The organism is Anaerolentibacter hominis (assembly GCF_032380675.1).
Classification (GTDB): Bacteria; Bacillota; Clostridia; order Lachnospirales; family Lachnospiraceae; genus Anaerolentibacter; species Anaerolentibacter hominis.
On sequence record NZ_JAWDIX010000003.1, the window covers coordinates 145,229 to 160,681 of the forward strand.

Genomic DNA, 15,453 nt, shown 5'->3' on the forward strand with positions numbered 1-15,453 from the left:
AGCATATTTTTTTTAAGAGGATGGTGAAGATACACCATCCTCATTTTTTTCGTCCATTCATCCCCCGAACGACATATACTGTTGGTAAAATAAAATTTTGGGGTGTTACTATGATAAATAAGTCCGATCACTTATTTGCAATCAGACGGTCCGCAAAGTGTACCGGCGTTTGCTTCGATAAAATACTGTCGGCAACAGCAGAAGAGAAACCGCCTTCGCGAATTTCTCCCCCCGTCGCAACACTCCGGAATGGAGGCCGCTATGAATGATCGTTCCATTCTTATATTAGTAAATAAATCGCACCGGCTGAGCGCAGACTATATTCCGCCCTGTCTGGTAAGGCCAAATGTGCCTTTTGCCGACTCTCATGCGCAGGGGGAAAAGACACTTCTGGTCCAGAAGGCTGCCTGCGCTCTGGAAATTCTGTTTGCTGCGGCAGCTATGGACGGCCTGTTCCTGTATGCAGTATCCGGGTTCCGTTCCTATGGGCGGCAAAAAGAAATATATGAGGCAAATCTCCGGGAAAAGGGGGAAGAGCACACCAGCCTGTACTCCGCGCCTCCCGGCGCCAGTGAGCATCAGACAGGTCTCGCCATGGATGTTTCTTCCGCTTCGGCAGACTTTGGCCTGGAAGAATCTTTTGCCGATACAGCGGAGGGCAGATGGCTTGCAGCCAACTCCTGGCGGTATGGATTCATCATCCGGTATCCTTCAGATAAAACCTGTATCACCGGATATGCCTATGAGCCCTGGCACCTGCGGTATGTGGGAATGATCCCCGCCACATACATGTACAAAAATAATATTACGCTGGAAGAATATTACCGCCGCTGCTGCGGATGTCCCTGCTGACTTGATACGCCGGGAATGGCTGGAAAGAAATTCCCATCTGTGATATACTAAATGAAATCTCACTATGTGAGATTTCATTTAACTACTTGATTGCCGAAGGAAATTAAGTAGTTTCCCGTTTTCTCACTATGTGAGATTTAGTTTAACTACTTGATTGCCGAAGGGAATTAAGTAGTTTCCCGTTTCCTCACTATGTGAGATTTCATTTAACTTATTACTGCTAAGGAGATATTCAGATGAGAACGTTTTTGGTCGGCCTGTTTCTGGTCCTTTTTGCAATTGTCAGTATTCCTTTGTATCTCGTGGAATTTATTATTGGTAAAATCAATCCGCATGCCAAGGTAAGTTCATCCCAGTTTATCGTGTCCCATGCGATGAAATTCATCCTGAAGGTGATCACGAATGCTAAAGTAACGGTGAAGGGTCTGGAAAATGTTCCGAAGGACGAACCGATTCTCTTTGTCAGCAACCACAGAAGTTATTATGATATTCTGATGGTATATACCACCACGCCGAAGCTGACCGGCTTTGTCGCCAAGAAAGAGATGGAGCGTATCCCCTGCATCAGCCGCTGGATGCGTTATCTCAACTGTGTTTTTTTGGACCGGGACGATATCCGGGCTGGATTAAAGACCATTCTGACAGCGATAGATCATATCAAGGAAGGTTACTCCGTACACATCGCCCCGGAGGGCACCCGAAATCAGGGCCGCGAGATGCTTCCCTTTAAGGAAGGCAGTTTTAAAATTGCGCAGAAGACCGGCTGTCTTATCGTGCCGGTTGCCATTAATAACACGGATAAACTCTTTGAAAATCAGTTTCCCTGGATCAGGAAGGCTAATGTTTCTATCGAATACGGGAAGCCCATTCAATTAAAGGATCTTGACCCGGAGGACAAAAAACATCCCGCCCCCTATGTGCAGGAGATCATCCGCCGGATGTATGAAGCAAACCAAACGTATCTGGATTCACTTGAAAAATAATAAATTTATCTCATAAGGGGATTCTGCAAAAGCAGCATCTCCTTTCTTTTTTCCCGCCGTAAATCCCCTGTCCGCAGGGTATCCTGCACCCTGAAGGTCTGTCTGTCCGCCCTTTTTCTGTTAACTTGAGAATTTTCCATTTTGCTATTTATTTTTGGCAAAATAAATGATACAATAACAAAGCATGTATGAAAGAAAGGGGTAGGCAGATGCAAACGTGGCAGATTGTTTTATTAGTCGTTTTAGCCGTTGTGCTGGTCGTTTTGGCCGTACTGTATTTTGTTGGAAGAAAACTTCAGAAGAAGCAGGATCAGGCTTCCGCTCAGCTGGAGGTCGGCAAGCAGACCGTTTCCATGCTGGTTATTGATAAAAAAAGGATGAAGTTAAAAGAGGCCGGGCTTCCCAGTATCGTCCTGGAACAGACTCCCAAGTATCTGCGGGGTTCCAAGGTTCCGATCGTGAAAGCCAAGGTAGGGCCGAAGATTATGTCTTTAGTGTGTGATGAGAAAATCTTTGATTATGTGCCTGTGAAGAAGGAAATCAAGGCTGTAGTCAATGGTATTTACATCATGGATGTAAGAGGAATCCGTACCGGATTGGAAAAACCGGCTAAGCTCTCCCTTCGTCAGAAACTGGCGAAGAAGTTAACAAAATAATATGAATCTGAAACCTCCGTTCCTGCTAAATGGACCGGAGGTTTTTTGTTTCGAATAAAAAGGGAGGCCAGTGCTGTGGACTATAGAATCAGAGAAATGAAAAGGGAAGAATATCCCCTGCTGGAGCGATTTTTATATGAGGCTATTTTCCAGAGGGCAGGAGCAGAACCGCTGCCGGAAGCAGTCATTTTCAATCCAGACTTATACCGGTACATAGATCGGTTTGGAGAAAAAATGGATGATTACTGCCTATGTGCGGAGGCGGATGGTCAAGTCGTCGGGGCCGTCTGGGTAAGGACGATTCCCGGCTACGGCAGCATTAACGAAACCACTCCTGAGCTAGCTATTTCCCTTCTGCCGGAGGTGCGCGGCAGAGGGATTGGGACTGAATTGCTGCACCGTATTCTGCTGCATTTGAAAGAGTCGGGATATCCGGAAATCTCCCTGTCGGTGCAGAAGGATAATTACGCGCGAAATATGTATCTGGGCGCAGGTTTTCAGATTTTGAAAGAAACCGAAGAAGAGTGGGTTATGGTTTGCAGATTAGAGGAAGTGTGAGCGGAGGATAATTCATATCATGGGGAGAAATTATTTATATATTTTATTATCCGGGATCATTGTTATCCTTATGATCATCTTCACAGCAGATCATGGGCAGTCATATATTGGGCCTAATATTATCCTGCTTCCGAAACCTCTGGTAAATATCCGGAAGGTAATGCTATAATAATGGCGAATACCACGAGCTTCAAATATCTGAATGAAAATGCTTCCAAAAAGAGGGTCTGCAATGAAACGAATTCTAATTGTCGAGGACGACGAGAAACTGAATGAAGGAATTAAACTAACCTTGCGGAATGACTATTCCTGTGCGCAGGCTTTCTCACTGCGAACCGCGGGAGATATGCTGAAACAGCAGCAGCCTGATCTGATTTTATTAGATGTGAATCTGCCGGATGGGAACGGCCTGGACTTTCTGAAAGAACTACGAAAGACAAGCAAAATCCCGGTTATTATGCTTACCGTCAATAAAATGGAAATGGATATTGTAACCGGATTGGAATTGGGTGCAAATGACTACATTACCAAGCCATTCAGTCTGATGGTTTTACGGGCCAGGGTAGGTGTCCAGCTGCGAAATGAAAGAAATACGGAGGAAGTATACCGGAGCGGGAATTTCTATTTTGATTTTTACAAAATGGAGTTCCTGAATGGGATCGATCTCCTGGAGCTAAGCAAGACAGAGCAGCGGTTACTCCGCTGCCTCCTTGAAAATAAGGGAAAGAGTGTGAGCCGGGGCCAGCTGATAGACCAGGTTTGGCAGGGAGATACGGAGTTTGTAGATGAACACGCGCTTACGGTTGCCGTCAACCGTCTGAGAAATAAGCTGGGGGATAACCCAAATCATCCGGAGTATATCAAGACCGTATATGGTATCGGATACACCTGGACAAAATGACGGGAGTTTGAATGCTGGGGGTAAGATATGGATTTAAGCTATCTGGCAATTGCGGTTTCTTCTGCGGCAGTCCTGCTAATCGCAGTTTGTATTTGTATTATTTTTTATGTTGTGAGAAGAGAGCACCGAATCATGAACCGGCTGCAGGACATGCTGGATGAAGCAATCCAGCGAAAGTTTCAGGATGTACACCTGGATGAGACAAAACTGTCAGCGATAGAAAGCAACATGTGGCGTTATCTGTGCGATAATGAGATTGCTGTCCAAAAGCTCTCGGAAGAGAAGGAACAGCTGCAGGCATTGATATCCGATCTTTCTCATCAGGCTGTTACCCCCATTGCAAATATTTTGATTTACGCGCAGCTGCTTCGTGAATGGCAGCCAGCGGATTCCGGCAGTGACAGCCTGGAAGCCATCGCTGCTATTCGGGATCAGGCAGAAAAGCTGGATTTCTTAATTGAATTGCTGTTAAAATTATCCCGGACAGAAACTGGAATCATTTATGTAAGGGTGAAGAAGCAAAGTATCGAGCCGGTATTGGCCGCCGTACAGAAGCAGTTTATCCCCAAGTCCGAGGGGAAAGGGATTCAGTTTACTGTGGAGAGCGCCGATGAGACGGCTGTATTTGACTTAAAATGGACGATAGAAGCCGTTGCCAATATCGTTGATAATGCCATAAAATATACGCCTTCCGGCGGAACTGTCCGAGTACGTGCGGTTGCTGCTGTTTCGTTTGTCCGGATTGATGTGACAGATACTGGAATGGGAGTTTTGGAGTCGGAGCAGGCCAATATATTTACCCGATTTTATCGCTCTCCCGAGGTAAGTGATGCCCCGGGCCTGGGAATCGGCTTATACCTGGCACAGGAAGTAATGAAAGCACAGAACGGTTATATTAAGCTCACATCAAAAGAAGGTGAGGGCAGTATTTTCTCGATATTTTTACTGAAACAGGAAGGGTAGATCAAAAGCGGCAGAGTTTTAAAGTGCACCCCAAATGTCAGACCTATCATCTCAAACATTTGACGGTGGATTTTTACGGTGCTTTCCGGATAATGAAACAAATATCACAAAAGTGAGACATTGCAGAAACTGGTTTGAGATATTGATTTGTTATAGTCTGTATGTAAAGATACAGACTATTTTTCATTTTGGCACGGATCTATGCACAGAGCAGCTTGGAGGAGGTTTTCGAGGATGACAATTTTGGAGACAAAAGATTTAAGAAAAGTTTATGGAGAGGGGGATGCGCAGGTTCATGCTTTGGACGGAATTGACCTGACGATCGAAAAAGGGGAATTCGTGGCCATCGTGGGCACCTCGGGGAGCGGAAAGTCTACCTTTTTGAATATGGTCGGGGGACTGGACGTTCCCACAAGCGGGGAAGTAATTGTAGATAATAAGAGTCTGCAACAACTATCTGATAATGAGCTGACTATTTTCAGGCGGAGAAAAATCGGTTTTATTTTTCAGCAGTATAATCTGATCCCCATGCTGACTGTATGGGAAAATATTATATTGCCTTTAAAATTAGACGGAAGAAAGGTCGATGATGACTACATTTCTGAAATTACAGATGTTCTGGGCATTCATGGCAAGCTGACGAGTATGCCGAACCGCTTATCCGGCGGACAGCAGCAGAGGGTGGCAATTGCCCGGGCGCTGGCAGCAAAGCCCGCCATTATTCTGGCCGACGAGCCCACTGGAAATCTGGACAGCAGGACAAGCCAGGATGTTTCCGGACTGATCAAGATTACAAGTGAACGGTTTCATCAGACTGTGGTCATGATTACGCACAATGAAGAAATCGCACAGCTGGCGGGGCAGATCCTGCGTCTGGAAGATGGAAAGATTGTGAACAGGCAGGTGAGAAGGCAGTGAAATATTCAAGCGGCAGCAAGCTTCGGCTGCACACACGGTTTTTAAAAAGCTACAGGAAAAATACCCTTGCGGTTTTCTTCAGCTTTGTACTGACCTTTCTCCTTTTAACAGCTATGCTTGTTCTTCTGCATACGAATCACAGACTGGAAAATATACAGAACAAAACAATCGTCACACCCGCCGACTGCTACATAGAAGATTTATCGGACCAGCAGATCGAGCAGTTAAAGCAGGACTCTGACCTGGAACGGGTGGCGTTGGAACAGGTCGGGCGTTCTCTTTATGAACGCAATAACCAGACTTTGTTTATGGAAAAAGGCGACGACAGCATGATTACCATTATGTCAAAGGTGATCGAAGGCAGACTGCCGGAAAAGAAAGGGGAAGTCGTCGCAGAGAAGTGGGTTCTTTTGAATTTGGGAGTTGAACCTGTCGTCGGCCGGAGCTTTGACATTCAGGATAATAAAACAGGAAAAACAGAGGAATGTACACTGACAGGTATCCTGTCAGATATGACCGGCAATAAAAAATATGGTGTGATCAATCTGTATACCACAATGGATCAGCAGGACGGTCAGCAGTATATTGCTTATCTGAAGCTGAAGGAGGGCGTAGAATACCACGATAAGATGAACCGTCTGGTGTCCGAATTAGATATCCAGGAAAAACAGATTAAGGAATGTCCGGGCAGAGAAAACTTTGAGGAGTTATATCGGACGGATGCTATGATCATTTGTGTAATCCTGATCATATGTATGGTGGTATTCTATGGTATCTATAGGATCGCCTCCACCGCCCGCCAGAAACAGTATGGTATCCTGAGAGCGGTCGGAATGAAGAAGAGACAGCTGCAGAGTATGATTTTACGGGAATTATATCAGATCTATCTGGTAAGTGTGCCTGCTGGGATCGGCCTCGGCCTGCTTCTATCCGCATTTATTCTGAAATTGTCGGGAGACTGGGACATAGAAATCTATTTTTTTAACGAACAATATATACTCCCGCTTATGGTTCCTTACGGGCTGCTTCTTCTCTGTATAGTTATTACCGCTATTCTGATCGGAATCGTCGGGTATGCTTCAGGAAGAAAATTTGTTCGCGGGCCGGTTATTGAGACAATATCCGGCAATCCTATGGACGGAAAAGAGGGTATCCGTCTCTTTGGAATCAGAAAATCTGACGGCAAAACGAGCACGCTCTTTCATATGGGATGTAAATACATTCTCAGGGATGTGAAAACCAGTTGTTTTGTGATCCTTACTATTTGTATGGGTGTGACCCTGTTTACCGGCCTTGCCTACCGGGCCCAGACCCTTGAGACATTCCGGGAGGATACCAAGGAAATGTGGTATCTGAACGGCCAGTATGCAATGACCATGCGGGATTACACCAATGTGAAGCAGGGTGTCTCCCGGGAAAGTGCGGCAGCCATAGAGGAACTGCCGGATGTGGCATCGGTGAAAACAAGTTCCGGCCTGCCTGTCCGTGTCATTGACGAAGATCATATTGAAAGAAATGATTCTTACTATGATAATTTCAACGCCTCTATGCTTGAGTATAACGGTTACAGCGGGGCAGGGAATGACGGAACAAATCAGGTCTATAAATCCGTTTTATACGGATATAATACAACCGCATTAAAAGAGCTTAAAAAATATATTATATCAGGAGATTTTGATCCGGAACAGATCGGTGAAGATGAGATTATTTTATCTGTGCTGTCCATGGATGACACAAAGTCAAATAAATTTCCCGGCCATTATAAAGAGGGAAGCCTTTTGATGCAGTACAAAGCCGGAGATCAGATTCGGGTTAAATACCGGCCGGATTTTCAGACCGACTCCCTCGATTATGAAACATTTACCGATTCCGATGTTGAGTATGTCTATAAAACCTATACCATTGCGGCGGTCGTTTCCTTTGAGTATATGTACGACTGCAGCAGGACCGTATATCCCCTGCTGATCACCAGCGATCAGCGGATACAGGAAATCGTGCCGGACGGCGGCTTCCAGTCTATGTATGTGGACGGCAGGGACGACCTGTCACCAGCCCGTCAGAAGGAATTGGAGCAGCAGCTGATCCGTATATGCAATCAAAACAGCAATGTTTCTACCCGAAGTCTGATTTCGGATATCAGACAGAATGACATGTTTTACCGCAAGCAGATGGTTTATGTCTACGGAATTGCCGTAATCGCCTTTATTCTGGTTCTCCTGAATATGATCATTAACCTGACCTACCGCATGCAGAGCCGTACCAGGGAGATCTGTATGCTCCGGTCAATCGGGATGAGCGTTGCGATGACTAAGAAAATGCTGCTCTTTGAAAATATGGTCCTGGGCATCCTGGCCGTCGCCGCAGCATTTATTCTTACCCATCCGGTACTTAAATATCTCTATAAACTGTCGGATATGCTGGCCCTGGGACATCCGTTCCAATATTCTTATGGCGCTTTTATAGGTGTATCTGTGGTTGCCCTGCTGATCTGTGCCCTGCTTTCCTTCCGGATATTAAAGGAATGGAAAACCAGGAGGATCGTGGAGGGAATTGGAAATATCGAATAAAATATCTTCCTGATCATAAAGAACCGGCCTGTCTTCACAGAGACAGGCCGGCTTTTATAGAAACAACATCTTCTTTAGGCTTGTTACCACCTTCAGGAACAGATTGTTGTTATAAATACTCATCAGAAATGTGCTGTCCTCCATCTGGGCAAAAATCGTCTGACCAAGATGGGTCGTCCCAAACACAGTCAGCACAATGCACAGAATCCACAGCACCAGCAGGCCCTTAAGTATACCTGCGAAAATCCCCGCCGCCTTGTTCAGCTCATGGAGCACCGGGAGCTTGGCGATTATATTCAGCGCGTCACTAATAATAAACAACAGGATTCGTATCACCAGAAACACGATCAGAAAAGTTCCCGCGTTGATCACCATGCTGGTCAGATAATAAAGTACATAGTCCTGAAAGCTCTCCACGCCCAGCGCCTTATAAATATCGCTGTTATTATGCTCAATCAGCGCTGTCTTGATATTCTTCGGAAGCTTTAATTCATCAATTGCCTCCATCTGGTCTGCAACATCTGCATCTTTTTTAACATCCACCGACACGCTCGTCTTGCTTTTCACAAATTCAAATACTGTATTGCTCTCCTTTAACATCCTGCTGATCATCGGGCTGACCGCCACAGATACCGTCAGCGCCACAAGCAGAGACAGCATGGAGAAAACAGTCCTGATAAAGCCCTGCCGCCTGCCGGCCAGGGCGTAAATCACCAACAGGGCAATCACTGCCGCTAATAACCAATTCAATTTCTATTCCCTGTACCTTTCTATACTGTTCTTCCGCTACTCGGCTTCTGCCTGGTTATCCTTTCTGCTCAGGCGGATCTCTTCAATTGACGTATCGCTGATCAGGCAGTATCTGTTTTTCCCATTGCCCGGGAACAAATACTGGACCATGTAGTCAAACGAATAACGGAACTTCTCGCTGCCGCTGTTTGTCAGGATCAGGCAGCTGTTGCCGGAGGTAAAGAGGATGTCCTTGCCGGAAGCAGACACCGATTCATAGTTAAAATCTATTGTGGTATTCAAGGCGGGTTCCTCGCTTCCCGTGCCAAATACTCTGACCCGGTAGCGTCCGCCCTCCGCTTCCTTATTCTCTGTAATCAGCCCCACCTGACTGTCTGTATGAAAGATGCTTCGTATCTCCTCCTCCAGGGTAACCGTATAGGCTTCTTCCGGAATCTGGCTACCTTTAAACAGGGTATAGCCTGTCTCAGTAAAAACACAGAGGACATCTTTATTCAGGAATTTCAGTTCGCCGATCAGATTCTGTTCATAGGCCTTAGCGCCTACTACATAATTGATATTATTTTTCCCCACATCTCCCAGATTATAAATGGTCAGGCTGCTTTCCAGCACCCCGCCTTTTACGGAGACATAGGCCGTGGCCAGCTTAATACCATCTTGGGAAAGAGCAATTCCCGTAGGATATCCGCTTTCCGCGGCAACCGTCGGTATCTCAAAAACGACCTGATTTGAAGCATCATAGGGATTATAAACCGTAATCAGGTTCGCGTCCTTCTGTTCCGTTACAACGGCTACCACTCCCTGTGACGCAACCCGCACCTGCAGAATCGGGTCCAGCGTGCGGATCAGCGTGCCCGAATCAGACCCGTTAAATACATAGCACTCTTTTCCCCCGATGTCGGCGATCACCACATAGCTGCCGCATACATCCGCATAGGGGGCTTTCATTTCATAGCTGCCGTTCCAGATGGGAGACCCATCCGGCGCCAGAGCAGACGCTCCGTCCCGGCTGTATTTTAAAATGTTTCCGCCGTAGGGCAGATAGTGAACCGTGTTGCTGTCACTCCGCTCTGCCGTGTTCAACACCTCATATCCAACGTAATTTCTATTAACGATATTTATGACAAAAAGTATGATCAGAACCACCAAGACAGCGGCGATTCCAATTCCAATCATCTGTTTTTTCTTCTTCATGCAGCTTAAAACACCTTATCCCGTAAAACGTTTCTCTGAATTCACAGTATCGTGATTTAGTATACACTTTTTTTATCTGCTTGACCAGACTAAGGCAAAATAATTTTCTGGCCCTCTATAATCATGTCTTCGTCTTCCAAATCATTTGCTTGTTTGATCTCATCTATGTAACTCCACTTTTTTCCCAGTTCTTCGCAGATTGTGGAAAGGGTATCGCCCTTCTTCACCGTATAATAAATAAGATTTCCGCTTGCAGGGACGGAATCCTTCTTATCATCTTTTTTCTTTTCTTCTGCCTTTTTCTTATCCGCAGCTTTCTTTTTCTCCTCCGCGGCCTTCTTTTCCTCTGCCGCTTTCTTCTTTTCTTCCGCGGCCTTCTTTTCCTCCGCAGCTTTCTTTTTCTCCTCCGCGGCCTTCTTTTCCTCCGCGGCCTTTTTCTTTTCTTCCTCTTCTTTTGCCTGTTTCTCTTCCTTTTCCAGCTGTGCCAGTTCTTCCGGCGTGGGTTCCTCCCCCGGCACTTCCATATCCTTGATAATACCTTCGGAGTCCTTCTTTGCCCCGTCAAGCTCGCCGTACACGGTTTCCACAGAAGTCTGCTGCTGTTCCTTATCGTTTAAGTTGTCCGAAATATTTGCCAGGGTCTGTTCCATCTTCCCCATCTGGTTCATCTGGTTAAATACCGTCACACCTGTCACCAGCAAGGCACCGGCCAGCATCACGGTCCCCACATACACAAGCCTTGACATAAAGGCAGGCGGCTTCTGTTCTGTCTTCGTCTCCAGCACTCTCCGGATCTTCTTGGCAGCTCTGTCCTCGTAGTCCGCTTCCAGGCTGGGCCGGGGTTCCTTGGACTCCACCATGTAATTCTGCATTTCCTTGTTCTTCTCATAGTAGACGTAGTACCCGCTCTGGCGCCGCAGTTCTCCGTCATAATAGATGTAAAAATTCCCTTCCTGCTCAAACCGGTCGTACAGCAGCAGAATTTTTCCCTGGCCTCCGAAATATTTCAGGTGAGTCTGCATATAAACTCCGTCTGCCGTCTCCGACTGCATATCACAGGTAGTAAACCAGCCGATCACTTCCACATCGTTGAAGTATTTCTTGATATTGTCATAGATTTCGGTCCACATGCTGCCGCCAAATACTTCTTCGTCCTTCAGGGAAGTTTCCGGAATGGCAACCGCTCCTACCACGAAAACATTACACAAGTCATCTTCTTCCACCGTTCTGCCGAGTAAAACCGCAACCGGTTCCGTCTCATTTTCGCTGTTTGTCAACTGCTTTATATATGTACTGACATAGTCTTCCATATAAATCCGGTATTTCCCTTTGACCTGTCCCATTTGCCGGATGTTCTTGGGCAGCTGAAATCCTGAGTCACTCATTGCTTTTCCTCCCTTTATCTTAGATGCCGGCCCTGCAGAGCGAATATCTGCCTGCAGGCATTAAAAGATTTTTCTTTCACTCTATCACAAGCCAGGACAAAAATTTGTCATATATGGTCTTAAGAGTAAGACATTTTTCCCCATATTCCGGCTTCCCGGGAGGATGACCACGGCGGCGGGACAGGGTTTTCCGGTATAGGGTGGCAATTTTAGGTAATACTATAGCTGAATATAGTCAAGATTTGTAATTCCTGGAAAATTGGGAGGTTTCACATGCATACCGTGCAATACTATAATTGTAAAGATGCCGGCGATCTGGCTGCCTTTTGTCAGGGCCTGGCAGAACTGATTCATGAAAAGGCCGGGGGTTCCCGAACACTCTGCCTGCTCTGTATCGGATCTGACCGGGCAACGGGGGATTGTCTTGGGCCCCTGGTCGGCCATAAATACCGTCAGTTAAATAAAGAGCGCAGAAAAATCCGTCCCCGCTCCGGGCTTCGTCCTGTTTATATCTATGGTTCCCTGAAAAAACCGGTCCACGCCGGTAACTTAAAAAGTACACTGAATGAGATCGGCGCCAAACATCCGGATGCATGTATCATTGCAGTGGACGCCTCCCTGGGTGTCAGCCATCATGTTGGGCTGGTTACGATCCGTGAGGGCGGACTTCGTCCCGGACTGGGAATAGGAAAGGATCTTCCCAGCGTGGGTGATATATCGATTACCGGCATAGTAGGTATAAGCAAGGCCGGAGCGAAACGAAGCTACCCGGAGGAAACCCCGGAGATCAACGAATTTCTGGCCAGTCAGGAACAGCTGATGTTAAATTATACCAGCCTGCAGACAACCAGGCTCTGCGTGGTGATGGATCTGGCGGATGCGATCTGCAAAGGGCTGCAATTCGCATTCTGCTGTCTTGAGAAATAAGATCCTTTCGTTTTTCAAAAAGGAAAGGATTGGTTTAGACTTTTTTTATAATTGAAAGATTTCTTTTATAGACTGTACACACTCTCGCCACAAATTCCGTCTATACTAATAATCGTAAACATTTTCAAGAAACCTTGAAAATACTCCCCCTCTCATTAATTAAGAAAAAGAAGTTCCGCTAAGGAACTTCTTTTTCTTTTTGTCTGTTCTATGTTTCCGGTTTACAGCTCGATCCGGCCGTCCAGGGCCCGGAGCAGGGTAACCTCATCTATATATTCCAAATCTCCGCCGACGGGCACACCGCTGGCGATCCTTGTCACCTTAATCCCGGTAGGCTTGATCAGCTTGCTGATGTACATGGCGGTCGTCTCTCCCTCCAAACTGGAGTTGGTGGCGATAATCACCTCATCTACATCCTTCTGCAGGCGCAGCATCAGTTCCTTCAGTTTAATATCTCCCGGCCCGATGCCCAGCATCGGGGAGATCGCCCCGTGAAGCACGTGATAGACGCCCTCGTACTTTCCTGTCTTTTCATAGGCCGCCAGATCCCTGGGATTTTCCACCACCATAATCTGCCGCTTGTTTCTCTTCGGGCTCCGGCAAATGGGACACAGCTCTTCATCCGTCAGCGTACAGCACTCCTCACAGTAACGGATATTGTGCTTCGCCTCGGTAATGGTATCTGCCAGCTCTTTCACCTGTTCCTCCGGCATATTGATAATATGGAAGGCCAGCCGCTGTGCCGATTTGTTACCGATACCCGGAAGCCTGCCCAGGCATTCGATCAGTTTACCGATTTGATTGCTGTAATAATCCATATCAGAATGGGAATCCTCCTCCCAGGCTGCCTGTCATGGAATTCATCACCGCCGAAGACTCTTCTTCCATCTTCCTGAGCGCCTCATTCGTCGCTGCTACAATCAGATCCTCCAGCATCTCAATATCATCCGGGTCTACAACCTCTTCTGATAATTTTACAGAGAGGACTTCTTTTTTTCCGGAGACCTTAACGGTTACCGCACCGCCTCCGGCAGTTGCTTCCCATTCCTTCTCCTCCAGCTCCTTCGCCTTCTCTTCCATCTGGCGCTGCATCTTCTGTGCCTGTTTCATTAAATTATTCATGTTACCGGGAATACCGCCTCCCGGGAATCCTCCACGTCTTGCCATCGCTCATATCCTCCTTAATCTTCAAATTCAATCGGTACATTTTTCACAAGTTTTGTTATATCCACTGCGCTGCGGGAATCCTCCCTGTTTTCCAGAAGCTTCGTCTGAACAACCACCGTTTTTTGGATGGCGTCCGCAATCAACTGCTCTATGTCTCTTATATGCTGCTCCTTGCTGACAAATTCGTAATCGAATCCATCGGAAAATACCAGCATCAGTGTATTATTCTCTCCCACGCTGGGGACTGCCGCCGTCAAGGTATTTCCCAGTACCCCTCCCGCTCTGGCAACAATTCCCTGCCAGTTAGCCGCAACCGCCTTAAGCTCATCGGACAGCGCCGCGGGCAGGACCGGTTTCGGGGCCTCCGCTTTCTTATCCTGGCGCGCAGCAGACACAGATGCGGCCGGTCCCGGAGCCGCGGCCGGGACACCCCTCTCAATCTGCTCTTCCAGCTGCCGCACACGATCCAGCAGGCTGTCGTAATTGCTTTCCATCTGAGGCCTGCACAGCTTGATCAAAGTCATCTCCACCAGCACCCTCTTCTGAGACGCGTAACGGAGGCTGCCGGAAGCCTCGGATAATACCCGAATATACCGCATCAGCTGGTCGCTGTCAATTCTTTCTCCCAATTGTTTTAAAAAGCTGATCTGATCACTGGGCACATCCACCATATCAGCCGCCTGATCAGAAGCCTGAAGCAGCAGAATATTGCGGAGAAACCAGGTGAAATCCTGGACAAACCGGTCCAGCTCAATGCCCCGGATGATCATATCCTCCAGCAATTCAATGGCACCCACCACATTTTCCTGAAGGATCTCCAGCAGGATCTTTCCAAATGTTTCACTGTCCACCGTACCCAGCATGGACAGAACATTGTCATAGGTAAGCGGCTTCCCGAAATAAAAAGCAATGCACTGGTCCAGCAGGCTCAGAGCATCACGCATGGAGCCGTCCGCCATCTTGGCAATATAGCGGACCGCCTTTTCTTCGGCCTCCACCTGCTCTTTCTCAAGCAGCTCCTTCAGGTGCTCCGCAATCGTGTCAATAGTAATCCGCTTAAAGTCATATCTCTGGCACCGGGAGAGAATCGTAATCGGTATCTTATGAACCTCTGTGGTCGCCAAGATAAAAATAACATAGGAGGGCGGTTCCTCCAACGTTTTCAGAAGGGCGTTAAACGCCCCGGTGGACAGCATGTGTACCTCGTCGATAATATAAACCTTATATTTCCCCTCCGTAGGGGAATACTGCACCTCGTCGATGATTTCCCGGATATTATCCACACCATTGTTGGATGCGGCATCAATCTCGATTACATTCATGGAAGTCTGATTCAATATATTCCGGCAGGTTTCACATTCCCCGCAGGGGCTTCCGTCTACAGGATGTTCGCAATTCACCGCCCGGGCAAATATCTTGGCTATCGTCGTCTTTCCGGTTCCCCGGGTGCCGCAGAACAGATAGGCATGACCGATCCGCTCTCCCGCGATCTGATTTTTCAATGTTGTGACTATGTGCTCCTGCCCTTTTACGTCCTCAAAACGTTTGGGCCGGAACTTTCTGTACAGGGCCGTATAAGACATGTATTTTACTCCTTTGCACCGGCCGCCGTCCATTTCCGGAAACTGCAGC

The 15,453-nt window shown here is 47.1% G+C and carries 15 protein-coding genes; 9 read left to right on the forward strand and 6 right to left on the reverse strand.

Features of this window, described 5'->3' with window-relative positions; all coding sequences use genetic code 11:
* Positions 1-261 precede the first annotated feature (261 nt).
* From ABCW47_RS12005 to ABCW47_RS12040, 8 genes are all read left to right on the forward strand, one after another.
* Positions 262-852 carry a M15 family metallopeptidase gene (locus ABCW47_RS12005; RefSeq protein ID WP_343210174.1) on the forward strand — a complete coding sequence of 197 codons (591 nt, stop codon included), beginning with the start codon at positions 262-264 and terminating at the stop codon, positions 850-852.
* A 236-nt stretch (positions 853-1,088) separates the two neighbouring features.
* A complete protein-coding gene (locus tag ABCW47_RS12010; protein ID WP_343210175.1) occupies positions 1,089-1,835 on the forward strand; it encodes a lysophospholipid acyltransferase family protein in 747 nt (248 codons plus the stop codon).
* Between the two features lie 209 nt (positions 1,836-2,044).
* A complete protein-coding gene (locus ABCW47_RS12015; RefSeq protein WP_343210176.1) occupies positions 2,045-2,491 on the forward strand; it encodes a hypothetical protein in 447 nt (148 codons plus the stop codon).
* Positions 2,492-2,566: 75 nt separating this feature from the next.
* Positions 2,567-3,049, forward strand: coding sequence for a GNAT family N-acetyltransferase (locus tag ABCW47_RS12020; RefSeq protein ID WP_343210177.1), 483 nt, complete (start codon positions 2,567-2,569; stop codon positions 3,047-3,049).
* 232 nt (positions 3,050-3,281) lie between these two features.
* A complete protein-coding gene (locus tag ABCW47_RS12025; protein WP_343210178.1) occupies positions 3,282-3,950 on the forward strand; it encodes a response regulator transcription factor in 669 nt (222 codons plus the stop codon).
* A 27-nt stretch (positions 3,951-3,977) separates the two neighbouring features.
* On the forward strand, positions 3,978-4,913 hold the full coding sequence (locus ABCW47_RS12030) for a sensor histidine kinase (protein ID WP_343210179.1): 936 nt from the start codon (positions 3,978-3,980) through the stop codon (positions 4,911-4,913).
* Positions 4,914-5,147: 234 nt separating this feature from the next.
* Entirely contained in the window at positions 5,148-5,831 is a 684-nt protein-coding gene (locus ABCW47_RS12035) for an ABC transporter ATP-binding protein (protein ID WP_343210180.1), read from the forward strand.
* Entirely contained in the window at positions 5,828-8,398 is a 2,571-nt protein-coding gene (locus ABCW47_RS12040; protein ID WP_343210181.1) for an ABC transporter permease, read from the forward strand. The genes ABCW47_RS12035 and ABCW47_RS12040 overlap by 4 nt, the downstream gene beginning before the upstream one ends.
* 54 nt (positions 8,399-8,452) lie before the next feature.
* On the opposite strand, the gene ABCW47_RS12045 is transcribed toward ABCW47_RS12040, so the two are convergent.
* The 3 genes from ABCW47_RS12045 to ABCW47_RS12055 form a co-directional block, all read right to left on the reverse strand.
* Complete coding sequence (locus ABCW47_RS12045; RefSeq protein WP_343210182.1) at positions 8,453-9,148, reverse strand: CvpA family protein; 696 nt, start codon at positions 9,146-9,148, stop codon at positions 8,453-8,455.
* 36 nt (positions 9,149-9,184) lie between these two features.
* The gene (locus tag ABCW47_RS12050) at positions 9,185-10,342 is read right to left on the reverse strand and encodes a DUF5711 family protein (RefSeq protein WP_343210183.1); all 1,158 of its coding nucleotides are present in this window, start codon (positions 10,340-10,342) and stop codon (positions 9,185-9,187) included.
* 89 nt (positions 10,343-10,431) lie between these two features.
* Entirely contained in the window at positions 10,432-11,727 is a 1,296-nt protein-coding gene (locus tag ABCW47_RS12055; RefSeq protein ID WP_343210184.1) for a LysM peptidoglycan-binding domain-containing protein, read from the reverse strand.
* A gap of 273 nt (positions 11,728-12,000) precedes the next feature.
* On the opposite strand from ABCW47_RS12055, the gene yyaC reads away from it, so the two are divergent.
* Complete coding sequence (gene yyaC / locus ABCW47_RS12060) at positions 12,001-12,654, forward strand: spore protease YyaC (RefSeq protein ID WP_343210185.1); 654 nt, start codon at positions 12,001-12,003, stop codon at positions 12,652-12,654.
* A 221-nt stretch (positions 12,655-12,875) separates the two neighbouring features.
* Here the strand turns inward: yyaC and recR are convergent, their stop codons facing one another.
* Genes recR through dnaX form a run of 3 tightly spaced genes read right to left on the reverse strand, consistent with a single transcriptional unit; the run spans position 12,876 to position 15,404 of the window.
* Positions 12,876-13,472 carry a recombination mediator RecR gene (gene recR, locus ABCW47_RS12065; RefSeq protein WP_343210186.1) on the reverse strand — a complete coding sequence of 199 codons (597 nt, stop codon included), beginning with the start codon at positions 13,470-13,472 and terminating at the stop codon, positions 12,876-12,878.
* Position 13,473: 1 nt separating this feature from the next.
* A complete protein-coding gene (locus ABCW47_RS12070; RefSeq protein ID WP_343210187.1) occupies positions 13,474-13,821 on the reverse strand; it encodes a YbaB/EbfC family nucleoid-associated protein in 348 nt (115 codons plus the stop codon).
* Between the two features lie 14 nt (positions 13,822-13,835).
* Positions 13,836-15,404 (reverse strand): DNA polymerase III subunit gamma/tau, encoded by a 1,569-nt coding sequence (dnaX, locus tag ABCW47_RS12075; protein WP_343210188.1) that lies wholly within the window; start codon positions 15,402-15,404, stop codon positions 13,836-13,838.
* Positions 15,405-15,453: the final 49 nt, after the last annotated feature.